The sequence below is a fragment of the Streptomyces sp. WMMC1477 genome, from assembly GCF_027460245.1.
Taxonomy (GTDB): Bacteria; Actinomycetota; Actinomycetes; order Streptomycetales; family Streptomycetaceae; genus Streptomyces.
Window position 1 is genome coordinate 1,999,019 of sequence record NZ_JAPZBD010000003.1, and the last position, 23,655, is coordinate 2,022,673.

Below are 23,655 nucleotides of genomic sequence, written 5' to 3' on the forward strand. Positions count from 1 at the left end.
CCGGGTTCTCGTGTTCCCGCCTGTACCGGCACCTCGCGGACGGACGGCGGTGCGTGGTGCTCTTGCCTGGAGCGGACTCGAAGCAGTTGGCTGTTGTCCATGGAGTACACACAGCTCGGACGTACCGGACTCAAGGTCAGCCGACTCGTGCTCGGCACGATGAACTTCGGTCCGCAGACAGACGAAGCGACCAGCCACGGCATCCTGGACGCCGCCCTCGACGCGGGTCTGAACTTCGTGGACACGGCCAATGTGTATGGGTGGGGCGAGAACAAGGGCCGCACCGAAGAGATCATCGGGAGCTGGTTCGCCGGAGGTGGTGGCCGGCGCGACAGGACGGTGCTCGCCACCAAGGTCTTCGGGAACATGGCGGCGGACGGGGAGGTCTGGCCCAACCACGACAAGCTCTCCGCGGTGAACATCCGCCGAGCCGTCGACGCCTCGCTCAGGCGGTTGCAGACCGACTACATCGACGTCTACCAGTTCCATCACATCGACCGGTCGACGCCGTTCGAGGAGATCTGGCAGGCGATCGACGTCCTGGTCCAGCAGGGGAAGATCCTCTACGCGGGGTCCTCCAACTTCCCCGGCTACAAGATCGCCCAGGCCAACGAGACCGCCGCCCGGCACGGCCGCGTCGGCCTGGTGAGCGAACAGTGCCTCTACAACCTCGCCGAGCGCCGCGCCGAGATGGAGGTCATCCCCGCCGCGCGGGACTACGGCCTCGGCGTCATCCCGTGGTCCCCGCTGCACGGAGGGCTGCTCGGCGGCGTCCTGAAGAAGGAGGCCGCCCAGGGGCGCCGCGCGAGCGGCCGCGCCGCTGACGCGCTGAAGGACGCGAGGACGCGCGAGCAGATCCAGGCGTACGAGAACCTTCTCGACAAGCACGGCCTCGAGCCGGGCGAGGCGGCGCTCGCCTGGCTGCTCACCCGGCCCGGCGTGACCGGCCCGATCGTCGGCCCCCGCACGCCCGGGCAGCTGGATTCGGCGCTGCGCGCCCTGGAGCTGGAGCTGAGCGAGGAGCTGCTGGCGGCCCTCGACGAGATCTTCCCCGGCCCCGGGCCGTCTCCCGAAGCCTTCGCCTGGTGAGGTAGCGCGCCCGTGCCGAGGGGCCGTCGCCTTCCGCTCGCGTACGAGGCGAGTCGGAGGCGGCGGCCCGCGGCCGTCAGTCGCGGGAGAAGTCGTCCGTGGTGAGGATCAGGCCGACGGGGGTGTCCTTGAGGTTGATCTCCGTGCCGAAGTCGACCGTCAGCTCGCTCGCGGAGTCGCCGTCCCTGGGCAGCGTGAACACCCGGCACCGGCCGACGTAGGGGTCGACCACGAGGTAGACGGCGACCTTGGCGGTCGCGTAGGCGGCCTTCTCGGCATGGCGCTCCCCTCCGCCGACGCGGGGTCGCGGTCGGCCGCGCGGTACACAGATACGCACGGCGCGAGGTCACCTCAGGGGATCGCCGCGGGCTCGGCGGTGTCGGTCGGGGCGACGGCGTAGGGGGCGCCGAGGGCCCAGGCGCCGTGGAGGGCGGCGGCGAAGGCGGCGGCCAGCCGGTGCTCGCCGGGTGCGGCGGGGTGGGTGCCGTCGTACGTGTCGCGGGCCAGGTCCCAGTCGGCGGGGGCGGCGGCCAGGACGAGCGGGGAGGCCGGTGTCGACAGCTCGGCCGCGGCGACGGTCAGCAGGGCGTTGAAGCGGGCGACCTCGGCCGCGAACGGCGGGTCGTGCGCGGCCCGCACGTTGGGGATGACGGGCAGGAGCACGGCCCGTGTCGCGGGGTCGGCGCGGCGGGCCTCGGCGAGGAAGCGCCGGACGTTGGCCGCGGTCTGCCCGGCGTCGGTGTAGAAGCCGAGGTCGATGAGGCCGAGGGAGACGAGGAGGACGTCGGGGCGGTGGGCGTGGACGGCGTCGGCGATGACGTCGGCGTGGTGCAGCCAGCCCTCGCCCCAGCCCGCGAGGTGGCCGCGGTCGGCCGCCGGGAACGCCGGTTCGCCGTAGTCGTGGGAGCCCTCGTGGAGCGCGTCACGGGGACCGACGAACTCGGCGGGCACCGCGGCCGCGCGCAGATGGGCCCACAGCCGGTAGCGCCAGGTGTAGTCACCGGCGCTGCCGATCGTCATCGAGTCTCCGACGCACATGAAACGCACCGGCATATTCTGCCGGTAACCGACTCTGACCTGCGGCGTGATAACGCTCACGCCGTCGCGTGGGATGCCGGTACCGGGAGGGTCGAGCCCGCGCCCCGGGCCCGGGGCGTACATTCGGATCATGCTTCGACAGTCGCCGGGCCGGTGGTGGCAGATCATCGGCGTCGCCCACGCAGCCATCGGAATCCCCCCGCACCGCGAGGAGTTGCGCGGGATCGTGCGGGACGGGCTCGTCGACACCGTGCCGGGCCACGACTGATGCGGAAGCGGACGGCGGTCCTCGGCGCGCTGCTGGCCCTCGGCCTCACCCTCCCAGTCTCACCGCTCGGTGCCGGGCTCGCGACCGCCGCCGAGGAGCCGGGCTTCACCGTGCGGGACCCGCGGATCACGGAGGCGAGCGGGCTGGCGGCCAGCCGGGCGCACAAGGGCGTGTACTGGACGCACAACGACAGCGCCAACAGCGCCGAGCTGTTCGCGGTGGACGGCGAGACGGGCGAGACGCTGGCCACGATCACCCTGGCCGGAGTGGAGGGCCGGGACCTGGAGGCCGTCTCGGTGGGCCCGGACGGCGACGTCCACGTCGGGGACATCGGCGACAACCTCGGCGGCACCTGGCCGCACGTGTGGATCTACCGGTTCGCCGAGCCCGCCGAACTGGCGGACGCCACCGTCGAGCCCACCGTCTACCGGGTGCGGTACGCGGAGGGCGCGCGGGACGCCGAGTCACTGGCCGTGCACCCGGGCACCGGGCGGGTGTACATCGTGGGCAAGACGGAGGGCGGCGACGGCCTGTACGCCGGTCCCGAGGAGCTGTCGGCGGACGGCGTGAACACCTTCACGCGGATCGCCGACATCGAGCTGTGGGCCACGGACGCGGCCTTCTCCCCCGACGGCAGCCGGCTCGCCGTGCGCAGCTACTTCGGCGGGCGGATGTACGCCTGGGAGGACGGCGCGCCCCGGGAGGTCGGCCGACTCCCGGTGCCGATGCAGCGGCAGGGCGAGTCCCTTGCGTTCGCTCCCGACGGGCGGACGGTGCTGTTCGGGAGCGAGGGCGAGGGCGAGGAGGTCATCGCCCGGGAGCTGAGCGGCGAGCTGCTCCCCGAGAGCGCCCGGCAGGGTGACGACGGGAAGGACGGGTCCGGCTCCGCCGGCGGGCCGGAGCCGGGTGCCTCGGGCGACGGGGCCGGGCGGGACGTCGACGGGGACACGCTGGCGCTCGGCGGCGCGGGGATCGCCATCGCCCTCGCCGTGTGGCTGGCGTTCCGGGGCGGCCGCCGCCGGGCGTAGCACGGGTGCGGAACACGGGGACGGGCCCGGCCGCCTGGCGGCCGGGCCCGTCCGGTCCGTCACGTGCGGACTCGCCCAGGGATCAGAGGCGCTCGATGACGTGGTCGACGCACCGGGTCAGGGCCTCGACGTCCGTGGGCTCGACGGCCGGGAACATCGCCACCCGCAGCTGGTTGCGGCCCAGCTTCCGGTAGGGCTCGGTGTCCACGATGCCGTTGGCCCGCAGCACCTTCGCGACGGCGGCGGCGTCCACCTCGTCCGCGAAGTCGATGGTGCCGACGACCTGGGAGCGCTGCGCCGGGTCCACGACGAACGGGGAGGCGTACTTGGCGGCCTCGGCCCAGCCGTAGAGGGCGCGGGCGGAGGCCGCGGTGCGGCGCACGGCCCAGTCCAGGCCGCCCTGGCCGTTGATCCAGTCGAGCTGGTCGGCCAGGAGGAAGAGGGTGGCCAGCGCCGGGGTGTTGTACGTCTGGTTCTTGCGCGAGTTGTCGATCGCGGTGGCCAGGTCGAAGAAGGCCGGGATGTGGCGGTCGCTCGCGGCGATCCGCTCGGCGCGCTCCAGGGCGGCCGGGGAGAAGACGCCGAGCCACAGGCCACCGTCCGCCGCGAAGGACTTCTGCGGGGCGAAGTAGTAGACGTCGGTCTCGGCGATGTCCACCGGCAGACCGCCGGCGCCGGAGGTGGCGTCCACGACGACGAGCGCGCCCTCGTCGGCGCCCTCGACCCGCTTCAGCGGGGCCGCGACACCGGTGGAGGTCTCGTTGTGGGTGAGGGCGTAGACGTCGACGCCCGCCTCGGACCGCGCCTGCGGGTGCGTACCGGCCGGGGACTCGACGACGCTCGGCTCGGCCAGCCACGGCGCGAGCTTGGCGGCCTTGGCGAACTTCGAGGAGAACTCGCCGAAGGACAGGTGCTGCGACCTGGTGTCGATGAGCCCGTGGGTCGCGATGTCCCAGAAGGCGGTGGAGCCGCCGTTGCCGAGGACCACCTCGTAGCCCTCGGGCAGGGAGAACAGCTCGCGCACGCCCTCGCGGACCCGGCCGACGAGGTTCTTCACCGGAGCCTGGCGGTGCGAGGTGCCCAGCAGCGAGGTGCCGGTGGCGGCCAGGGCGCTGAGCGCCTCGGTCCGCACCTTGGAGGGACCCGATCCGAAGCGTCCGTCGGCGGGCTTGATGTCAGCGGGAATCTGGATCTCAGCCACGTGCCGAGCCTAACCGCTCGGTAGCCCGGCAACGGGGCTGTCCGGCCCGTGAGACGGCGTGCGTCTCACGGGCCGGGTGCGCGGCGTTTCCACGACCGGATCAGTCGAACCAGCGGTCGACCGTCAGCTCGTCCGCGCGCTCCGGGTCCTCCAGCAGCGCGGCGGCCTCGAAGCGCCGGGGCCAGGCCCCCGCCGCCCAGGCCAGCCCGGCGGCGAGGCCCTCCAGCGTGGCGGCGTGCAGGGCGCCGTCCGGCCCGAGCCGCCAGTCCAGCTCGACGCCCTCGACGACGAGTTCGTCATGCTCGGTGTACGACGTCGGCGTGTCGGGGCCGAGCAGGTCGCGGACCTCGCCGGGCACCTCGCGGAGGGCGCCGCCGCCGGGGGCGGGCGCGGGCACGGCCTCGCTCAGCAGGCCGACGTCCAGCACGGCGGCCAGCCGCGCGGCCCGCTCCGGGCGCACCGGCAGCAGGGCGCGCCCCGCCGCCAGCGGCAGCAGGTCCGGCGCGTCCGCGACGAGCGCGCCCTCGGCGTCGACCACGCGGACCCGGCCGTCCACGACGGCACGGACCTCGTCCGGAAGCGTCACCTCGTCCGGGTCGAGCTCGGCCAGCAGCGAGTAGAGCCCGTGGAGCTGGGCGGGGCCGACGGGTAGTTCGGCGTCGGCGAGCCGTCCCAGCAGCTCGGCGGCGCCCCCGGGCTCGTCGAGCAGGGCGGCCGCCGAGGTGCGCACGCCGAGGGCGTGCAGCAGCGCCGGGTCGTCGAACCCGCTCGCGTCGGCCTCCTCGTAGAGTCCCGCCAGCAGCGGGTCGCCGCCGGCGGCGCGCAGCCCGGCGGGCCGCCGGCCGTCCAGCACCGGATGGCCGCGCAGCCACCACGCGGTGTACGAGCGCACCGTCTCGGCCGTGCCGTCGGGCAGCAGAACCCGCACCGGCGTGGTCAGCGCGTCCCGCAGCGGGGGCCGGGCCAGCAGCGCGAGCGCCTGCGGCCAGCAGTCGTCGTCGACGAGGTCGAGGTCGCGGACGGCCAGCAGCTCGGTGGCCACCGGCGGCACCGGCGTGTCGGGGAGCTGGTCCAGGACGTCCTCGCACCACACGTCGACGGCGTCGAGCAGCCCGGCGTCGTCCGGCTCGGGGTAGTCGGTGTCCCGGGGTTCGAACTCGTCCGGGTCGAGGACGACGTCGGCGGCGCGCACCAGCGGGAAGTCAGCCAGCACGCCGACCGCCGTGAGCGTCTGCTCGCCCCAGCGCTCGGCCAGCTCCCGGTCGCACAGCGGCAGTTCACCCTCGCGCAGCACGGTGGCGAACGGGCTGCCGGGGTAGGCCAGCTCCCCGGCCGGCACCGGCTCCCCGTCCTCGTCGGGCAGAGCGAGCGCGGCCAGCCACGGTTCGTCGCCCGGCGCGAGCCCCGCGTCCCGGACGAGGCCGAGCACGAGGTCCGTCAGCTCCTCCGGGTCGAGCGCGGAGCCGTCCTCGTCCCACACCTCGTCGGCGTCCAGTGAGGCGGCCACGGCCCCCCGGACCTGTGGCGTCGTCAGGACGGCGCGCGGCGTGGCGGGGACGGCGCCCAGCTTCTCCAGCAGCGGGTGCGCGGCCTCGGTGTAGGCGACCTTCAGCCCCAGCCGGGCCAGCCGCTCCGCTCCGGCCAGGTCGGGCAGCGGCAGCAGGACGTGCCGCGGACCGATCGTCGTGCGGCCGTCCGCGAGCGGCACGGGCAGCCCCGTGAGCCGGTCGGGGTCCACTCCGGCCAGCGAGTCGTACAGCCGGCGCCACCACGCGGGATCGCGCTCGATCCCGGCGAGGCGGTCGATGACCTCGCCGAGCGGGATGCGCGGCACCTCCAGCGTGCGCAGCTCGGTGCGCCGCTCCAGCCCCGCGGGCAGCAGGCTCGGGAACAGCTCCGCCAGGACGGCCACCGTGGCCGAGCCCGCGCCCTCGGCGATCTCCGCGTCCCGTGGACGCAGCGCCAGCGGCCCGCCCTCGGCTCCCACGCGCCCGTCGGCCCCCTCGGCCCCGTCCGGCTCGTCGGCCGGGGCGGCGCTCGGCAGGAACGGCACGCCCGGCAGCCGCTCCAGCAGCCGCGCCCGCAGCGCCCCGTCCAGCTCGCCGCGCCCGAGCGGGCCGGGGACGAGGTCGATGACCCCCGGGCCCACCGGGTGCCAGTCGCGCAGCAGTTCCGTGTACGTGTCGGCGGCCCGGTCCAACAGGAAGTCCGTCAGCGGGCCCGGCGCGGTGTGCCGCCGCGTCGACTCCAGCGGGAAGCTCGCGATGAGCAGCGCGGGCACGCCCAGCGGCTCGTCCGTGGGCGTGGGCGCGTGCACCACGGACGCCGCCTCCGGCCGGACCGGTGCCCCGGAGCCGTCCACCGGCACCGCCCACGTCACCGTCCAGACCGGACGGCCCCGCTCCTCCACCGGACGGTCGGCCAGCAGCGCCGGATCGGTGACACCGTGCGCCGACGCCACCCGCCAGCGCCGGTCACCGATCACCGTCCACGGCCCGTCGGCCCGGCGCGTCAGCGTGCGCTCGCCCTCGGCCGTCTCCACCGTGACCTCGGACAGCCCCGGCAGGGCCAGCAGCAGCGCGTCGTCCACCCCGGCCAGCAGCCGGTCCGCCAACTCCCGCGCGGCCGCGTCCCGCAACGGCAGCACCACGGCCGTGTCGTACCCGGCGGGCGCGGCCCCCTCCGCGGCGAACGGCAACCGGAGCAACGGCACGTGGCCGTCCCGGCGCCGCAGCTCCTCCGCCAGCCCTGGCACCGCAGCGGCAAGCTCCCGAGCCTCCGCCAACGACCAACGCACACCTCCGCCATGGCTCACCACGGCCGGTTCGTCGCTCACCGTCAGCACGGCGGCGAACCCGACGCCGAACCGGCCGACCGTCGCGTCCTCGTCCCGCTTGGCCGAAGCCCGCAGCGTGGCCAACGACTCCACCCCGGCCGCGTCCAGGTGGGCCCCGGTGTTCGCGGCCACCAGCGTGCCGTCGCGCAACGTCAACCGCAGCCGCCCCGGCACCCCGGCCCGCGCCGCCGCGTCCGCCGCGTTCTGGGCCAGTTCCACGACGAGCCGGTCCCGGTAGCCCCCGAGGGCCAGCTCCTCCTCGGCGTTCGCGTCCTCCCGGAAGCGGGCAGGCGAGGCCGTCCACGCGTCCAACACTCGCCGTCGGAGTTCGCCGACTCCGAACACATCACCGTCCATGCGGCCGACGGTACCGCTCCCCCCGGGCTCCCCCACCACCGGAACGCCCCCGGGACGGCCCCGGGGCGGCCCCGCGGCGGCCCCGCGGCCGGCCTGCGTCACCCCCAGACCGGTCCACCGCCCCGTCCGGACCTTGGCGCGCCCGGCACCTGTCCGACCCGTTACCTGTCCGGCGACGGTGGGACGGTGGGGGCAGGCCCTTCCTCCTCGGCCGCGTCCCGGAAGTCCAGTTCGTTCCGGCACCCGAAGCCCTCAGCCGCTCTCTCTGCCGAAACACGGAGCAAAGACGCATGGCCGTACATGGCCATGAGATCCACCTGGTCCCGAACGCGACCCTCAACCGTGCGCGGCTCGTCTCGACCCGCCACCTCGCAGGGGAAACGGATCTTCATAGTGCCCGCCTCAGGTCCTCTCACCACGCCGATGAGCTCGTAATACTTCGAGCCCTCATAGAGAAACTCCGAGTCTGACCCTTGACTACTTCGGATTTCTGGCGGCCTGTACGCGTCTCCTGTGCCAGCCCAATCATAGTTGAGATCGAACTGCCGAGAATCCTCACCGGGCAGACGAAGACGACAGAAGTTTCCTGGGTATCGAGGGCTCGCTTCAGTTTCATCCACTATCCGCTCCGGCGGTGCAATCCCTTTGACTCCGGGCTCATGGAATTCTACCTCCGCGAACACTCCATGACAGAGCGCATCATAGTCGGCGGACTCACCTGCCTCCGAAACCCCTAGACCGCAACCAACGAGGGCACCGAGCAGGGCAGAAGTCACCAGCGCTCGCCTCACGTGTCAGTCTCCATCCGCGCTGTCAGTGATCTGCATCCCGCGCATGTAGGCGCTCGCAGCCCCTCCATCCATCGCCAAGTCCTTCACGCCGTGCAGCTCCTGGTACGCGTACCCGTTACTCCAGGACATTCTTTGACCGTGACTAATGATTTTCTCGGACTCGAGCCCCGCTTCGATCAAGTTGTTCTTCTCTCCCGCTTTGAGATCCTCGGACATCTCGTTCCCGAAATACGTGTCGAATGCCTTGGCACCTGCGTCCACGGCAACCGGAACGGCGACTGCGGCGGCAACCCCGGCGGCTGGGTTCGCCGTCGCCGCCGCCACCCCTAGGAATGCAGCTCCGCTCACTCCAACGCTGACGCCGTACTTCTTCCAGGACGCGGACTCCTCCCGGGCCCTGTTCACCTCGTCCGCCTTGCCCTTGAAGCCCTCTTCGATCTGCGACGTCCTCGCCTCGTCGAGGATTCCGTGGTTGTACGCACCTACGTTCTGAGCCTTACTCGCCATACGCACGTCGTCCCCCTGTGCCTCCATGAGAGTCGCGGTATAGGCGTGCTGAGCAGCCGAGAGAGTTTCGTAGCCGCCAGGGTGTTGACCGACGCTGAAGAGAAATCTCCGAGCCGCGTCTTCACCCAGTGAGATGTGGCCGCCACCCTCTCGGTCGAACATATTCCTGTGATCCTCAGCGTCCATTGGACCGGCGTATGGCGCAACACCCCACGACAGGTCGTCTATATACCCCGCTCCCATTTCGGCTAGGCTGTTGAGCACACCTGGCCGCTTGCCCGAGAAATCGGGATCATGGGCCACGGCGATAGCCACCTGCTCCATGACATTGGCCGTGACATCGTCACGCTGGAGGCCCACCTCGCGGTAGGGGACTCCCAGCGTGGCGGACTCCAGGGCACGGCCAAGCTCATCGTACGCAAACCCTCGCCTCGAGTCTTCGCCCTCCACCGGGTCATGAGGCCAGTCGCGCTCGAGAAGAAGGTACTTCAGATCTTTGTCAAGGTATTTATCCCATTCACCGGGATCGTAATTATCCCAATTGCCGGATTTAAAGAATCCCTTGGATGCTTCCGGGTTATTTCCCAGGGCCGTCAGGAAGCCCGCCATCGGGTCGTTGCCCTTGTCGGTACCGCCGATGTTCAGGTAGTGGGGCTCGACGCCCAGGGTCCAGATGTACCTGCTGCCCCCCTTCTTCTCGAAGTCGATGAGTTCCCGACCATAGGTCTGGAGGAAGTCGGGGTCGAAGTCTCCCTCGTGCAGGAGGCTGCTCAGGACCTGGAATCCGTACGGGGTCCGGGCCTTGACTGGCTCGGCACCCGGGTTGGTCGGGGCGACGACCCGCTCGCCACCGAGTTCGATGATCTCCTTCTTCCACTGCCGCATCTCCGGGCTCTGGGAGTGCGAGGCCGTGGCCAGGGTGTGGCCGAGTGAGTCCTGGAGTCGTGTCAGGATCGCTGTCTGCTTCTTGGTCCTGTCGTGGTCGGCGGTGACGCCCGCCCAGAACTCCAGGACGCCGTTCGGGCCGGCCTTGAGGGCGAACCGCTCGGCGAAGTACGGGTCGCCTTCGCGTCGGGCGAGCACCCTGTTGAGGGTCCGCAGGTCCGCGTAGTCCGCCCCGTGCCCCTTCGCGAGGATGCGGGTCGTGGTGTCGGCGTCCTCGGCGGCCTGCCGTCTGCCCTCCGCCGCGGCGTCGACGCTGGCGTACATGCCCGCGTTGAAACCCTGGTCGCGACCGTTCCTGTCCTGCGTCAGAGCCCACTTCAGGGCCTCGTCCGCGTCCGTGGCGTCGTTGACCGCGCTCCGGATCCGGGTGTTGTAGCCCGTGATCGTCTCGACGTAGAGCCTCTGCCTGCTGCCGTCCTCGTCATCGGTCGCGGAGAAGGTGACGACTCCCTCGGAGGAGATGCTGAGGTTGCGGTCCTCCTCGACCTCGGTGCGGACGGCCCGCGCGCGCTTCTGGGCGGACCGGAAGGCCTCCAGTGCGCTTTCGAGCAGGCGGTGGATCGCGCGTGCCTCGTCCTCGGCGGAGAGGAACTGGCGGACGACCGCGTCGAACTTCGTGAACGCCGCCTCGGCCGTCTCTCCCCTCCAGTCGGAACCGCGCAACCCCTTGATGACCTGGCTGTCGAAGTCGCGGCTGACCGTGTTGAACCGGCCCGGCAGGCTGCGCCACCTCACCACCGCCTCGTCCAGCGGGGTGAGGTCGGCGCTCATCAGGTTGTGGTACGTGACCATCTCCGGTCCCCCCGGTGAGTTACTTGACGTCCTTGGGCACGTCGATGTCCCTCGCCTTGTCCGCCTGGTCGAGGTCCTCGACGCGCAACAGCCCGGCGGCGTTGCGGAGGGACTGGGCCACTCCCCGGCCCAGCAGGCCGTCCATGAAGGTCATCTGTTCGCGCCAGCGCTCCTGGAACACCGCGAAGGCTCCGGCGGAGCCGAAGCCCGTGAGGCCCTTCGCGATCTCGCCGGTCTCCTTCATCGTCTCGTCGTCCGCCTTACGGAAGGCGGTGCGGACGGTCTCGGCCTCGCCTGCCCGGTTCTCCAGCAGGGAGGGGGTGACCTTCAGCTGCGGTCCGGGGATTCCGCCCCCACCGTCGATCGGCGCCACCCCCGCGAGCCGTAGCCCCGCCCGCTCCTTCAGCTGGGCCCACTCCTGGTCGAACGACACCGCTTCCCCACCCTCTCCATCCCCCCGTTCTCCGCGTGCGTGATCAGCCCGCTACACAACGTTCGAGCGTCACTGTAGCCCCGGAGGGCGAGCGCGTTCGGCGGAACGCGTCGCTTCGGTTGGGTGGGGGGTGAGGAGGGTCAGGAGGCGGGCTCGTCCGACTCCGGGTGGGCGGCCGGGGAGGGAGCCTCGGCGTCGTGGAGGGGGAGGGTGTCGACCTTGGTCTCGTCGATGACCGGAGGCGGGGGCTGCGGCGGCTGCGGCATGACGGCGGCCTCGGAGTGGGCGCCGCAGCCGTAGCCGAAGGAGACGACGCGGCCGTCGGCGGGGGCGTACTCGTTGGCGCAGACGCCGAAGGCCTGGCGGAGGGAGCCGGCGAGGGGGACGAGGAAGCCGCAGGTCTGGCAGGAGGCGGGGGCGGCCTGGGCCATCGGGGTGCGGGGGCCGAAGTCGTCCTCCCAGCGCTCGGCGGCGAGGTGGAGGCCGAGCCGGGACAGGACGCGGGGGCGGCGCATGCCGAGCTCGTCGGCGACGGCGCCGATCTCGCCGGTGCGGGGCAGCGGGCCGGGCTCGTGCTCGGCGTGGGCCTCGGGGGTGGCGGAGTTCGGGGGCGGGGCGTCCTCGCCGGAGAAGCCGGGTTCCAGGCGCAGGTCGTCGGGCTCGGTGGGCAGGAGGTCGCCGGTGCCGAGGTCGCCGGGGCGCAGGCGGTCGCTCCAGGGCACCCAGACGGGGGCGAGGACGGCCTCGGGGCCGGGCAGCAGCACCGTCTCGTCGAGGGTGACGACACGGGCGCGGGAGGCGCGGGCGACGGTGACGGCCCAGCGCCAGCCGCGGTAGCCGCGCTCCTGGCATTCGAAGAGGTGGGTCACCACGCGGTCGCCGTCGGCCACGGCTCCGAGGTAGTCGCCGACTGTGCCGGGGCGGGCCGCGTCGACGGCGGCCTCCCGGGCGAGTTCCACTGCCTCGGCGCACAGCCGGTCGGGGGTACGGCTTCGCATCGCAGCACTCACAGCAATCGTCTCTTCCCTACGCCATGTCGCGCCTGCGCGCACGACAGGTGGCCGGGTGGTCGCCGTGGGGGACGGAGCGGACCGTTGGACCGCTGCGACGTAACCCGCACCGGGAACACGGGGGACGATGCCGTACGGGGCGCGCTGTGCTCCCACGCTACCCCACGGCGACGTGCCGCAACCGACCGAGGCGGGTGCGGAAGGAGGAGTTCGGCTCGCGGCGGGTTCCGGTGCCGGTCGGGCTTCGATGCCGTTGAAACGGGTCAACCTGGGGCACACTGACGGGGTGACCGACGATGTGGAAGGCGGGCGCCTGACGGGCCCGTCGGGGCGCCCGGGGCGCGGCGGCGGCCGTATACGGCCGGGTGCCGCCACGCCGGGCGGCGCGGCGGTGTCCGGGGGCGTGGAGCCGTGGGACGAGGGTGTCGGCCGGCCGGGAGGACGCCCGGGGGTGGCGCGGCGTGTCGCGCGGGGCGTGGGGCGTGCCGTGCACCGGCCGCCGAGCGCGCTGGGACGGCGTATCCGCCGGGCCACGCACGCGCAGGGTGCCGGCGAGTCGGGGCTGGGCAAGCTCATCGAGCTGCACATGATCAACTCGGCCGGCGACATGCTCATCACGATCGCCCTGGCCTCGACCATCTTCTTCTCCGTCCCCACCGGTGAGGCGCGCGGCCGGGTGGCGCTGTACCTGGCGGTGACGCTGGCGCCGTTCGTCCTGCTGGCGCCGATCATCGGCCCGCTGCTGGACCGGATCCCGCACGGGCGGCGGGCCGCGATGGCGGGCGCGCTGCTCGCCCGGGCGCTGCTGGCACTGGCCCTCTCGGGCGCGGTGGGGGACGGCGGGCTGGAGCTGTATCCGGCGGCGCTGGGCGTGCTGGTGGCGTCGAAGGCGTACAACATCGTGCGCTCGGCCGTGGTGCCGCGGCTGCTGCCGCCACGCATCTCGCTGGTGAAGGCGAACTCGCGGATCACGCTGGCGGGTCTGCTGGCGACGGGTGCGGCGGCACCCGTCGGTGCCGGGCTGCATCAGATCGACCCGGAGTGGCCGCTCTACGGGGCGTTCGCGATCCAGATCGTCGGCATGTTCCTGGCGTTCAGCCTGCCGCACCAGGTGGACTCGGCGAAGGGCGAGCACCGGGCGCAGCTCGCGGCGGCGCGGGGTGAGCCGGAGCCGTGGGTGGCCAAGCACACCCCGGGGCACCAGCACCGCGCCGAGCACCGGCCGGGGCTGCGGACGGTCGGCGCGTCCGTGCTGAACGCGCTCATCGCGAACTCCTCGGTGCGGGCGCTGTCCGGGTTCCTGACCTTCTTCCTGGCGTTCCTGTTGCGCGAGCATCCGATGGACGGGCGCAGCGCCGCGTTCTCGCTCGCGCTGGTGGCGGTGGCGGCCGGTACGGGCAACGCGCTCGGCACGACGCTGGGGGCGTGGCTGAGGTCCCGCGCCCCGGAGTTGATCATCGCCACGGTGCTGGTGGTGATCTTCGGCGTCACGCTGGTGGCGGCCGTGCGGTTCGAGGCGGTGACGGTGACGGCGGTCGCCGGGTGCGCGGGCGTGTGCCAGGCGCTGGCGAAGCTGTCGATGGACGCGCTGATCCAGCGGGACGTGCCCGAGCAGGTGCGGACGTCGGCGTTCGCCCGCTCGGAGACACTGGTGCAGATGTCGTGGGTGGCGGGCGGCGCGGTGGGGATCGTGCTGCCGCTGTACGGAACGCTGGGCATGGCGGTGGGCGCCACGCTGATCGCGGCCGGTGCGCTGGCCTCGGTGCGGGGGCTGTTGGCGGCGGCCAGGCGCGGCACGCCGCACCCCCGCGTCGCCTGAGCGGACGGGGGCGATAGCCTGCCCCTCATGACCAGCATGCCCTCCCGGCTCCGGGGCCGTCACACCCGGGCCGCCGTTGCGGCCGGCACCGCCGTCGTCGCGCTGTTCACGCTGTCCGCGTGCGGCGAGAAGCCCACTCCGATGACGACGGTCACCGTCGGCTCGAACAGTGTCTTCGCGGAAGCCGCCTGCTACAACGACGGCGACAAGCTGAGCGACAAGACCCTCGAGAAGTGCGGGGACGAGGCGGACAAGGTCGACAAGGACCAGACCATCACCCTCGACCGCGACGAGAACCTCAGCGTCGGCGTCGAGCCGGAGGTCGCCGAGCGCGGCTGGTTCGTGCTGCTCGACGGCCGTCCGCTGGGCGAGTTCCGCAACTACCACGACACGACGTACCAGTCGTTCGAGGTCAGCGACATCTTCGACGGCGTCCAGCAGCTGGGCATGGAGCAGCGCGACAGCGTGACGCTGACGATCCTGGAGACGCCGGAGCCCAAGGCTGACCAGAAGGAGCAGCCGGGCGTCTTCGGCGTCTGGAACTTCAAGCTCAACCTCGACTGACCCACCGGTCCCCGTGCGCGTCCTGGTCGTCACCGCCGTCCCGCACGAGCGGGACGCGGTGACGGGTGCCGCCGGCTGGCCGCCGAGGCCGGTCGGGCTGCCCGGCACGGCGGAGGCGCACCGGGTCGTGCTGGACGGTCCGGAGGGCGCCGGCGCCGAGCTGGACGTCCTGGTCGCGGGTGTCGGCCCGGCCGCCGCCGCGGCCGGTGCGGCGACCGCGCTGACGGCGGCCGACCTCGCGGGGGCACCGTACGAGCTCGTCGTGTCGGCCGGTATCGGTGGCGGCATCGGTGTCGCACCGGGCCGGATCGTCGTGGCCACCGCGCTCGTCGCCGCCGACCTGGGCGCGGAGACGGCCGAGGGCTTCCGGCCCGTGACGGGGCTGGGCTTCGGCACGTCGGTGCACCGGCCGCCCCCCGAGCCCGTGCGGGAACTGGCCGAGGCCGTGGGCGGCGTGACCGGGCCCGTGCTGACCGTCTCCACCGTCACCGGCACCGCGCGGGGCGCCGCCGAGCTGGTCCGGCGTCACCCGGGGGCGGTGGCGGAGGCGATGGAGGGCTTCGGGGTCGCCGAGGCCGCGGCGGCCTTCGGCGTCCCGGCGCTGGAGGTGCGGGCCGTGTCGAACGCGGTCGGCCCGCGGGACCGCGCGGCCTGGCGGGTTCCCGAGGCGCTGGCCGCGCTCGGGGACGCGTTCCGGGCGGCGGCGCCGCTGCTGGAGACGTGGACGAGGTCCCGGACGAAGTGGAGGACCACTCATGGCTGACGTACCGCGGGGGGCCGGGGACGGCACCGTCTCGATCGCGTACTCGCCCTGCCCCAACGACACCTTCGTCTTCCACGCCTGGGCGCACGGGCTCGTGCCGGACGCGCCCCCGGTCGACGTCACCTTCGCCGACATCGACGTGACCAACGGGCTCGCCGAGCGCGGCGCCGACTGCCCGTTCGACGTCCTGAAGATCTCCTACGGGCAACTGCCCTACGTATTGGACGAGTTCGCGCTGCTGCCGTGCGGCGGGGCGCTGGGCACCGGCTGCGGCCCGCTGGTGCTGACCCGCGAGCCGGGGCTGTCGCTGACGGGCCGGACGGTGGCCGTGCCGAGCGAGCGCTCCACCGCCTACCTGCTGTTCCGGCTGTGGGCGGCGGCGGAGGTGCCCGGCGGGGTCGGGGAGATCGTCGTCCTGCCGTTCCACGAGATCATGCCCGCCGTGCGGGACGGCAAGGTGGACGCCGGTCTCGTCATCCACGAGGCGCGGTTCACCTACCGTGGGTTCGGCCTGCACCGGCTCGCGGACATGGGCGAGCACTGGGAGCGCACGACGCGGCTGCCGATCCCGCTCGGCGCGATCGTCGCGCGCCGCTCGCTGGGCGCGGAGCGGCTGACGGCGCTGGCCGGGGCCATCCGGGCCTCGGTGCGGATGGCCTGGGACGAGCCCGAGGCGTCCCGCGGGTACGTGCTGGAGCACGCGCAGGAGATGGACCGCGCGGTGGTGGACCAGCACATCGGCCTCTACGTCAACGAGTTCACCGCCGGTCTGGGCGAGGCGGGCTACGCGGCCGTGCGCGGTCTGCTCACCCGGGCCGCCGCCGAGGGCCTCGTGCCACCGCTGCCGCCGGACGCGCTGCGGCCCGTCTGAGCGCGCCCGGCCGGGGCTCCGGCCCGGTGCCGTCCGCGCGGACCTGCCAGACGCGTGCCCCCGCTCAGGCCAGCTGACGGCGGACCAGGTGGTGGAAGGGGCCCTCGGGGCGGGCCAGGAGCTCGGCGGGCGTCCCCTGCTCCACGATCCGCCCCGCGGACATCACCAGCACCCGGTCGGCGTCCATGATCGTGGAGAGCCGGTGCGCGATGACGAGCCGCGTGCAGCGCAGGGCCCGGGTGCTGTCGATGACGGCGCGCTGGGCCTCGTTGTCGAGGGCGCTGGTGGCCTCGTCGAAGAAGAGGACGCGCGGGCGGCGGATGAGGGCCTGCGCGATCATGAGCCGCTGCCGCTGGCCGCCGGAGATGGTGCCGCCGCCGGTGGACAGGATCGTGTGCATGCCCATCGGCATGGCCTCGATGTCCTCGGCGAGCCCCGCCATCCGGGCGGCTTCCCAGACCTCCTCCAGGGTGAACTCCTCGGCGCCGCGGATGGCGTCGAGGATGGAGCCGACGACGGGCTGCGCGTGCTGGAGGACGACGCCGCACTGGCGGCGGACGGCGGCCCGGTCGAGGGCGGCGAGGTCCTGGCCGTCGTAGAGGACGCTGCCGTGGTCGGGGGCGTCGAAGCCGATGAGCATGCGCAGCAGCGTCGACTTGCCGCAGCCGCTCGGTCCGACGACGGCGACGAACTCGCCGGGCGTCACCTCGACGGAGACGTCGTCGAGCACGAGGGGGCCGTCGTCGGTGTAACGGAAGGACAGGTTCCGGGCTTCGACGCGACCGGTGAGCACGCCGGGGTGCGCGCTGCCGCCGGGCACCTCGGGGAGTTCGTCCAGCACGGGCCGGATCTGCTCGAACAGCGGCAGCGCGGAGGCGGCGGAGATGAACGCGCCGGTGATCTGGGTGACCGAGGTCAGCAGCATCGTGACGGCGGTGTTGAAGGTGAGGAAGTCCCCGGCGGTGAGGGTGCCGCGCGCCGGACCGGCGAGCAGCATGAACATGATCAACGTGGTGAGGGGCAGGTAGACGGTGCTGAGCCCCGTGGTGACGTTCTTGATCCGCCCCACCCGCTGCTGGATCTCCCGGCTGCGGGCGAACTCCCGGGCCCAGGCGGCGTAGGCGAAGCTCTCCGCGGCGGCCACCCGCAGCTTGGGCAGCCCGCGCAGGGTCTGGAAGGCCCGGTTGTTGAGCCGGTGCGACAGCTTCGTCAGCCGCCGCTCCCAGCGCACCTGCCACAGGCCCAGCACCAGGAACGTGCCGCAGACGACGGTCAGCAGCCCGAGGGCGGCGAGGGTCAGGGGAACGCTGTACCACAGCAGCAGGACCAGGCTCATCGCCCCGACCGTGCTCGACTGCACCGCGACCGGGCCGACGCCGGACAGCACCCGCCGCATGTGGCTGACGCCCAGGGCCGCGCTGGCCAGCTCGCCGGTGGACCGGCGGGTGAAGAACCGGGTGGGCAGTCGTAGCAGCCGGTCCCACACGGCCGGCTGGAGCGTGCTCTCCACCCGCCCTTCGAGCCGCAGGACCGACAGGTTCTGCAGCAGCATGAACGCGGCCGCCACGATGCTGGAGACCATCACGGCCAGCGCCGCCTGGACGATGAGCCCCGTCTCCGCGGCCGGCACGTAGACGCCGAGGACCCGCCCGGTGGCGATGGGCACGAGGGCACCCAGCGCGACGGCGACGAGGCTGCCCAGGGCCAGCGTCCCCAGGTCGGGGCGGGTGCCGTGCAGGCAGAACCGGGCGAGCCGCCAGGCGCCCACCGGACGGTCCGGCAGCGGCCGGTAGAGCATGACGGCACGCGGCGCGAACCGGGCCGCGACTCCCGGCGTCCCGATCCGCGTGCGGCGCCCCTCCGCGTCCACCGCCTCGTACCGGCCGCGCCGCCACAGCAGCGCCACCGGGTGCCCGGTGAACGCCTGGCGGCCGACGAGCGGGCCCACGTTCTCCCGCCACCAGCGCCCGCGCAGCCCCACGCCCCGGGTGCGGATGCGGGAGGCCAGGGCGATGCGCTCGATCGGGTCGGTGCGTTCGTCCAGCGGTGACGCCCCGGCCGCCGGGGCGGTGAGCGTGATGCCGGCGGCGCGGGCCACCGTGCGGCAGACGGCGAGGGTCTCGTCGTCCGTCGCCTCGGCCTGGATCCCCGCGCCGCGCCCGCCGCGGGTGCGGATGGACGCCAGCAGCGCCTGCTCCGCCTGCGCCTTCACCGTCTCCCCCGCGGCGATGCCGGCGGCGGTGCGGTCCTCGTGCACCTGCTCCAGGTGGTCGATCCAGCGGTCGAGGGCGCAGGTCAGCCGGTACTGCTGGTTGACCAGCCGCTGCCACAGGGCACCGTCCACCAGCAGGTCGGCGGCGGCGTCCGCCCCGTACTCGGCCCCGTACCGGACGCTGCCCGGCGGCACCCGCACCCACAGGATCTCGTCGTCGTCCGGGGCCGCGAGCAGGTCCTCGGCCGAGGGCGGCGGCTCGGCGCCCCCGTGCCCCTGGCGCGGCGCCTCCGACAGCACCCGGAGGCCGTGGCCGACGCCGACCGCGAACGCGTGCTCCAGCGGGCTGGGCCCGTACGCCTGCTCGACTCCGTACCCGTACTCGTGCCCGCCGTGCCCGTGGCCGTAGGCGTCGTGGCCGTAGCCGTGGGCGTCGTCGGCGTAAGGGTCCCGGCCGTAGGGGCCGTGGCCGTAGCCCTGGTCGTACTCCGGCCCGTAGCCGGTGCCGTCCCCGGCGTGGGGCGGGGGCGTCTGCGGTTGCAGCTCGCGCAGCCAGACGCGCCGCAGCGCGCAGCCGCGCAGCGGGCGGCCGACGAGCGTGTGCCGCGGGCCCTCCACCGGGCCCAGCAGCAGGGCTCCGGGGCCCAGTCGGCCCAGGAAGTGCCAGTGGCCCTGCTGGGCGGCGTCGACGGCGAACAGGTCGAGCGCGCCGGCCTCGACGAGCCACAGCACGTGCGGCCCGTCCAGGGCCATGCTGCGCAGCCCCGTGCAGTCGACGGGCTCGCCCAGGGCGCCGACGGCGGCGAGGACGGGATCGTACGGCTGGTCGTCCGCCCCCGCCGCCGACGCGGTGCCGTGCGGCGCCGGGGCGGCGTCGTACGGCGCGAAGCCGGCGTCGTCGGGATGCGGGACGGCGTCGTGGAGGAAGGCCAACTCAGTGCTCCATGACCAGCTGTGCGTAGGCGCCCCCGGCAGCCATCAGCTCCTCGTGGCGGCCGCGCTCGACAACGGTGCCGCCGTCGAGGACGAGGATCTCGTCGCTGTCGCGCACGGTGCTCAGCCGGTGGGCGATGACGACGCAGGCGCAGCCGCGGCGGCGCAGGTTGTCGATGATGACCTGCTCCGTCTCCGCGTCCAGGGCGCTGGTCACCTCGTCCAGGACGAGGATGCTGGGCCGCCGCACGAGGGCGCGGGCGATCTCCAGCCGCTGCCGCTGGCCGCCGGAGAGGTTGCGGCCGTCCTGGTCGACGGGGCTGTGGACGCCTCCGGGCCGGCCGAGGAAGACGTCCTCCAGCGCGGCGTCCCGGAGCGCGGCCGCGACGGCCTCGTCGGTGATGGAGGGGTCCCACAGGGCCACGTTGTCGCGGACCGTGCCCTCGAAGAGGAAGACGTCCTGGTCGACGAAGGACACCGAGGAGGCGAGCGCCCCGCGCGGGATGTCGTCCAGCCGCTGGCCGTCGATGCGGATGACGCCCTCCCAGGGCGTGTAGAGCCCGGAGATGAGCCGGGACACGGTGGACTTGCCGCTCCCGGAAGGCCCGACGAGCGCCACCTGCTGCCCGGGGCCGACGGTCAGGGAGAACTCCCGCAGCAGCGGCTTGTCGAGCGGGCTGTACCCGAACGAGACGTTCTCCAGCGTCACGTGGCCCTTCAGCCGACGCGTGTCGGCCGGGGGTTCGCGGCGCGAGTAGAGCTGGTCGACGGGGAAGTTCTCGACGTCCTTCAGCCGTGCCACGTCGGCCGCGAAGTCCTGGACGCGGCCGACGACGCCGTTGAGCCGGGTGATCGGCGCGGTGAAGCGCACGACGAGGGCCTGGAACGCGACGAGCAGGCCGACGGAGATGTGTCCCTCGACGGCCCGGGTGCCGCCGATGAGCAGGATGGCGGCGCTGTTGAGCGTGGCGAGCGTGGGCGCGACGACGGCGAGCGCGGCGGTCGGCACGCCGAGCCGCTGCTGTTCGTCGAGGGTGATGGCGTGCTGCCCGGCCCAGCGGCGGAAGTAGCTGTTCTCGCCGCCGGTGGCCTTCATCGTCTCGATGAGCTGGAGCCCGCTGTAGGAGGTGTTGGTGAGGCGGGCGCTGTCGGCCCGCAGCTTCTGGGTGCGGGTGGCCCGCAGCCGGACGACGACGCGCAGCGCGACGACGTTGAGCAGCGCGATCCCCACCCCCACGAGCGTGAGCTGCGGGTCGTACGTCCACAGCAGCAGCGCGTAGAGGATGACGACGACGGCGTCCACTCCGGCGCTGGCCAGGTCGCGGGCCAGCGTCTCGGCCACCGTGTCGTTGGACTGGAGGCGCTGGACGAGGTCGGCCGGGCTGCGCTGGGTGAAGAACGTCACCGGCAGCCGCAGCAGGTGGCGCAGGAAGCGGGCGCTGCCGAGCGTCGAGGAGATGATGCGCCCGCGCAGCAGGTTGGCCTGCTGGACCCCGGTGAGGACGGCCGTGAGCACGACGGAGGCGGCCATGGCGGCGAAGAGCACGCCGAGCAGCGAGGACTGGCCGCCGATCAGGAACATGTCGATGTAGGTGCGGCTCAGCGCGGGGACGGCGGCGCCGACGCCGACGAGCAGCAGGCTGGCCAGCAGCGCGGCGAACATCGTGCCGGACATGCCGCGCAGCCGGGTCGGCAGCGAGCCCAGCACGCCCGGCCTGCGGCCACCGGCGCGGAAGCCGGGGCCGGGCTCGAAGGTGAGGACGACGCCGGTGAAGCTGGTGTCGAAGTCCTCCAGGCTGACGAAGCGGCGGCCCTTGTCCGGGTCGTTGACGTAGACGCCGCGGCGGCCGAAGCGCCGCCCGGGGCCGTCGTAGACGACGTAGTGGTTGAACTCCCAGAACAGGATGGCCGGGGCCGCCACCTCGGCGGCCAGCGCGGCGGGCTCCATCTGCATGCCCTTGGCGGTCAGCCCGTAACCGCGGGCCGCCTTCAGCAGGTTGCTGGCCCGGGAGCCGTCGCGGGAGACGCCGCAGGCGATGCGCAGCTCCTCCAGGGGCACGTGGCGCCCGTGGTGACCGAGCACCATGGCCAGCGCGGCGGCGCCGCACTCCACCGCCTCCATCTGGAGCACGGTGGGCGTGCGCACGGTCTTGTGCCGGCGTGCCGTGGGCACGGGCTCCCGTCGTGCCCGGGGGGCGGGCCCGGGCCGGTGCCGGCGCCGGGTCGCGCCGCCGCGTTGCGCACCACGCTGCGCCACGCGCCCGGCCTCGGGCCGCGCCCCGCGCTGGGCTGCCCGTCCGGCCCCGCGCTGGCCTCCGTGCTGCGGGGCTGGGGCGCGTCGGCGGCTCATGCGAACAGCCAGTCGACGGGACGCTGGTCGGGCAGGTGCACGGCCGCGTCGGTGAGCGTCATCGCCTCGACGGCGAAGGGCGGCCCCTCCGAGCGGGACCACCGGTAGCCGGACTCGCCCCGCGCGGACCGCTCCAGGGTGACGGTCACCGCCACCGGGCCGCCGAGTGCGGCGAACTGCTCGGCGAGCGTCGCGTCCCCGAGGAACCCGGCGAGCTGCTGCACGGTGCGCGGGGCCCGTCCGACGGCGGTGATCCGGCCGCGCAGCACTCCGAACTCCTCCCGGGGAACGGACCGTACGGCCAGGTCCACCCGGGCGCCGTCCGGAATGCCGGAGGCCTTCCCACCGGGCACGTAGAGGACGGCGACCAGCGGCTCGTCGGGGCTCTCGACGCGTTGCAGGGTCGCCACGTCCCGCCCCGGGGTGACGACGGCTCCGATCTCGGCGGTGACGGCCTGCACCCGGCCGGGCGCCACGGCGCGCACGACGTGCTCGCCCTCGGTCGTGCGGACCCGCAGCAACGGAGCGTCGCCCCGCAGCAGGTCGCCCTCCTCCGCCAGCACACCCGTCACCTGACCGCCGACCGGGCTCTGGAGCACGTAGGCGCCCCGGGCATGGGTGAGGACGCCGACCGCGTCCAGCTTCGCGGAGACACTCCCCGTCATGCCCCACACCGTCGCACCGACCATCATGGCGAGGGTCACCAGCAGCACGAGAAGGCCCTGCGGACGGGCGAAGCGCACCGGGAGGTCCAACGCCTCGGGCGCCTGGAACTTCGCATACGCCTTTTGCCTGAACTGCACGATCCAACCTCTCGCCGACCCGGCTCTCCCGATCCGGCCGAATTTCTTCTGCGGAAAGGCGTGCGCGGTGCGGGGCATCGGGTCCGGCAGCCGCGAATGAATAAGCGAATGCGCGGGCCACACCTTTCCGTGGCCACCCCCTGTAGGCCCCGGGACTGATGTCCCGGGGCCTACAGGGGGAATATTTCCGCGAGTCTCAGAGACCGGCGGACAGGCTGCCGGTGACGGCACCGGCGACGCCACCGGTCAGACCGGCGACCGGGGCGGCCAGACCGGCGACCGGAGCGGTCAGGCCCGCCACGGCACCGTCGACGTCGGCCATCGCGGTGACGTCCAGCACGCCACCGGCGTTGGCGGACACACCGGCGACGCCACCGGCGACGTTGTCCAGCTCGGCGTCGTCGATCTCGCGGGTCTCGACCTGGGGGGCGAAGTCCATGGTGGAACTTCCTTCCGTTAGCAAAAGGATCACTGATTGGGGGGACCGACTCAGCACACGCTGAACCAATCAATTCCACGGCCGTCCGGCAGTCGAGACTGGCGGCGACGACTGCCTGACTCCGCAGGGAGGACGATGACATCACATCGTTCTGTCATCACACCAATGAGCGCCCGCAGAGCGTCCCCGATACTTCGCCGTAGCGGCCGGGAATGTGCAGGGAATGTAACAAGAACCCCTTCCCCCTTCACAGGAGGCGGCGACCCACCGCCGGGAAGAAGACATCCTCTTGACCGTTTTTGCCGGACATGGCGAGAAAACCACGCGGCGCGGAATTGTGGAGAGGCCGTGAGCGGGTCAGGGGCAGGGACACCAGGGCGGGCCATGCTGTGAAGATTCCACGACGGAAGGTGACCTTCCGGCCCAACGCCCGCTTTGGCCCAGGCCAGCCTCGCCTGGACGGGGTTGAGCCTCCGTCACCCTCACACTCCGTCAGCACCCCGGCGGGCCCGGAGGCCGGGGGCCGGGGGCCGGGGAGGGCCGAGCAGGCCGAACAAGAAGTGCGGGCATAGCGAAGGGACCGGGCGCCGGAGAGCGGCGCACGGC

The 23,655-nt window shown here is 73.2% G+C and carries 18 protein-coding genes; 7 read left to right on the plus strand and 11 right to left on the minus strand.

Going from position 1 to position 23,655, the window contains the following annotated elements; translation table 11 throughout:
• The first annotated feature begins 99 nt into the window (after positions 1-99).
• Positions 100-1,089, plus strand: coding sequence for an aldo/keto reductase (locus O7609_RS09110; protein WP_269734435.1), 990 nt, complete (start codon positions 100-102; stop codon positions 1,087-1,089).
• Between the two features lie 76 nt (positions 1,090-1,165).
• Here O7609_RS09110 and O7609_RS09115 read toward each other — a convergent pair whose 3' ends face one another.
• Both O7609_RS09115 and O7609_RS09120 read right to left on the minus strand, forming a co-directional pair.
• Positions 1,166-1,426 carry a Uma2 family endonuclease gene (locus tag O7609_RS09115; RefSeq protein WP_269734436.1) on the minus strand — a complete coding sequence of 87 codons (261 nt, stop codon included), beginning with the start codon at positions 1,424-1,426 and terminating at the stop codon, positions 1,166-1,168.
• Positions 1,427-1,440: 14 nt separating this feature from the next.
• Positions 1,441-2,136, minus strand: a complete 696-nt coding sequence (locus O7609_RS09120) for a GDSL-type esterase/lipase family protein (protein WP_332328055.1) — start codon at positions 2,134-2,136, stop codon at positions 1,441-1,443.
• Positions 2,137-2,257: 121 nt separating this feature from the next.
• Here O7609_RS09120 and O7609_RS09125 point away from each other — a divergent pair, with 121 nt between their 5' ends.
• Both O7609_RS09125 and O7609_RS09130 read left to right on the plus strand, forming a co-directional pair.
• Positions 2,258-2,395, plus strand: coding sequence for a hypothetical protein (locus O7609_RS09125; RefSeq protein ID WP_269734438.1), 138 nt, complete (start codon positions 2,258-2,260; stop codon positions 2,393-2,395).
• On the plus strand, positions 2,395-3,423 hold the full coding sequence (locus O7609_RS09130) for a hypothetical protein (RefSeq protein ID WP_269734439.1): 1,029 nt from the start codon (positions 2,395-2,397) through the stop codon (positions 3,421-3,423). Before O7609_RS09125 ends, O7609_RS09130 begins: the two co-directional genes overlap by 1 nt.
• Before the next feature lie 82 nt (positions 3,424-3,505).
• On the opposite strand, the gene serC is transcribed toward O7609_RS09130, so the two are convergent.
• From serC to O7609_RS09155, 5 genes are all read right to left on the minus strand, one after another.
• Positions 3,506-4,624 carry a phosphoserine transaminase gene (serC, locus tag O7609_RS09135; RefSeq protein ID WP_269734440.1) on the minus strand — a complete coding sequence of 373 codons (1,119 nt, stop codon included), beginning with the start codon at positions 4,622-4,624 and terminating at the stop codon, positions 3,506-3,508.
• A gap of 100 nt (positions 4,625-4,724) precedes the next feature.
• Positions 4,725-7,817 (minus strand): sacsin N-terminal ATP-binding-like domain-containing protein, encoded by a 3,093-nt coding sequence (locus O7609_RS09140; RefSeq protein WP_269734441.1) that lies wholly within the window; start codon positions 7,815-7,817, stop codon positions 4,725-4,727.
• Between the two features lie 794 nt (positions 7,818-8,611).
• Positions 8,612-10,831, minus strand: a complete 2,220-nt coding sequence (locus O7609_RS09145) for a DUF6571 family protein (RefSeq protein ID WP_269734442.1) — start codon at positions 10,829-10,831, stop codon at positions 8,612-8,614.
• 40 nt (positions 10,832-10,871) lie between these two features.
• The gene (locus O7609_RS09150) at positions 10,872-11,285 is read right to left on the minus strand and encodes a hypothetical protein (protein ID WP_269734443.1); all 414 of its coding nucleotides are present in this window, start codon (positions 11,283-11,285) and stop codon (positions 10,872-10,874) included.
• Between the two features lie 140 nt (positions 11,286-11,425).
• A complete protein-coding gene (locus O7609_RS09155; RefSeq protein ID WP_269734444.1) occupies positions 11,426-12,283 on the minus strand; it encodes a DUF3027 domain-containing protein in 858 nt (285 codons plus the stop codon).
• 415 nt (positions 12,284-12,698) lie between these two features.
• Here O7609_RS09155 and O7609_RS09160 point away from each other — a divergent pair, with 415 nt between their 5' ends.
• Genes O7609_RS09160 through O7609_RS09175 form a run of 4 tightly spaced genes read left to right on the plus strand, consistent with a single transcriptional unit; the run spans position 12,699 to position 16,312 of the window.
• The gene (locus O7609_RS09160; RefSeq protein ID WP_443072240.1) at positions 12,699-14,114 is read left to right on the plus strand and encodes an MFS transporter; all 1,416 of its coding nucleotides are present in this window, start codon (positions 12,699-12,701) and stop codon (positions 14,112-14,114) included.
• Positions 14,115-14,141: 27 nt separating this feature from the next.
• Positions 14,142-14,678: a DUF2771 domain-containing protein gene (locus O7609_RS09165; protein ID WP_269734445.1), complete on the plus strand. Its 537-nt coding sequence runs from the start codon at positions 14,142-14,144 to the stop codon at positions 14,676-14,678.
• Between the two features lie 13 nt (positions 14,679-14,691).
• On the plus strand, positions 14,692-15,441 hold the full coding sequence (locus tag O7609_RS09170; protein WP_269734446.1) for a futalosine hydrolase: 750 nt from the start codon (positions 14,692-14,694) through the stop codon (positions 15,439-15,441).
• Positions 15,434-16,312 carry a 1,4-dihydroxy-6-naphthoate synthase gene (locus tag O7609_RS09175; protein ID WP_269734447.1) on the plus strand — a complete coding sequence of 293 codons (879 nt, stop codon included), beginning with the start codon at positions 15,434-15,436 and terminating at the stop codon, positions 16,310-16,312. Before O7609_RS09170 ends, O7609_RS09175 begins: the two co-directional genes overlap by 8 nt.
• Positions 16,313-16,376: 64 nt before the next feature.
• Here O7609_RS09175 and O7609_RS09180 read toward each other — a convergent pair whose 3' ends face one another.
• From O7609_RS09180 to O7609_RS09195, 4 genes are all read right to left on the minus strand, one after another.
• Positions 16,377-19,277, minus strand: a complete 2,901-nt coding sequence (locus O7609_RS09180) for an NHLP bacteriocin export ABC transporter permease/ATPase subunit (protein WP_443072241.1) — start codon at positions 19,275-19,277, stop codon at positions 16,377-16,379.
• Between the two features lie 181 nt (positions 19,278-19,458).
• On the minus strand, positions 19,459-21,588 hold the full coding sequence (locus tag O7609_RS09185; RefSeq protein WP_269737087.1) for an NHLP family bacteriocin export ABC transporter peptidase/permease/ATPase subunit: 2,130 nt from the start codon (positions 21,586-21,588) through the stop codon (positions 19,459-19,461).
• Positions 21,589-21,803: 215 nt separating this feature from the next.
• Complete coding sequence (locus O7609_RS09190) at positions 21,804-22,610, minus strand: HlyD family efflux transporter periplasmic adaptor subunit (protein WP_269734448.1); 807 nt, start codon at positions 22,608-22,610, stop codon at positions 21,804-21,806.
• Positions 22,611-22,806: 196 nt separating this feature from the next.
• Positions 22,807-23,049, minus strand: coding sequence for a type A2 lantipeptide (locus O7609_RS09195; protein WP_269734449.1), 243 nt, complete (start codon positions 23,047-23,049; stop codon positions 22,807-22,809).
• Positions 23,050-23,655: the final 606 nt, after the last annotated feature.

Excerpts from the sequence above, each read along its gene's own strand:
- O7609_RS09110 (WP_269734435.1), top strand. The coding sequence starts at position 100 with ATGGAGTACACACAGCTCGGACGTACCGGACTCAAGGTCAGCCGACTC.
- O7609_RS09125 (WP_269734438.1), top strand. The coding sequence starts at position 2,258 with ATGCTTCGACAGTCGCCGGGCCGGTGGTGGCAGATCATCGGCGTCGCC.
- O7609_RS09130 (WP_269734439.1), top strand. The coding sequence starts at position 2,395 with ATGCGGAAGCGGACGGCGGTCCTCGGCGCGCTGCTGGCCCTCGGCCTC.
- O7609_RS09140 (WP_269734441.1), bottom strand. The coding sequence starts at position 7,817 with ATGGACGGTGATGTGTTCGGAGTCGGCGAACTCCGACGGCGAGTGTTG.
- O7609_RS09145 (WP_269734442.1), bottom strand. The coding sequence starts at position 10,831 with ATGAGCGCCGACCTCACCCCGCTGGACGAGGCGGTGGTGAGGTGGCGC.
- O7609_RS09155 (WP_269734444.1), bottom strand. The coding sequence starts at position 12,283 with ATGCGAAGCCGTACCCCCGACCGGCTGTGCGCCGAGGCAGTGGAACTC.
- O7609_RS09165 (WP_269734445.1), top strand. The coding sequence starts at position 14,142 with ATGACCAGCATGCCCTCCCGGCTCCGGGGCCGTCACACCCGGGCCGCC.
- O7609_RS09175 (WP_269734447.1), top strand. The coding sequence starts at position 15,434 with ATGGCTGACGTACCGCGGGGGGCCGGGGACGGCACCGTCTCGATCGCG.
- O7609_RS09180 (WP_443072241.1), bottom strand. The coding sequence starts at position 19,277 with ATGGCCCTGGACGGGCCGCACGTGCTGTGGCTCGTCGAGGCCGGCGCG.
- O7609_RS09195 (WP_269734449.1), bottom strand. The coding sequence starts at position 23,049 with ATGGACTTCGCCCCCCAGGTCGAGACCCGCGAGATCGACGACGCCGAG.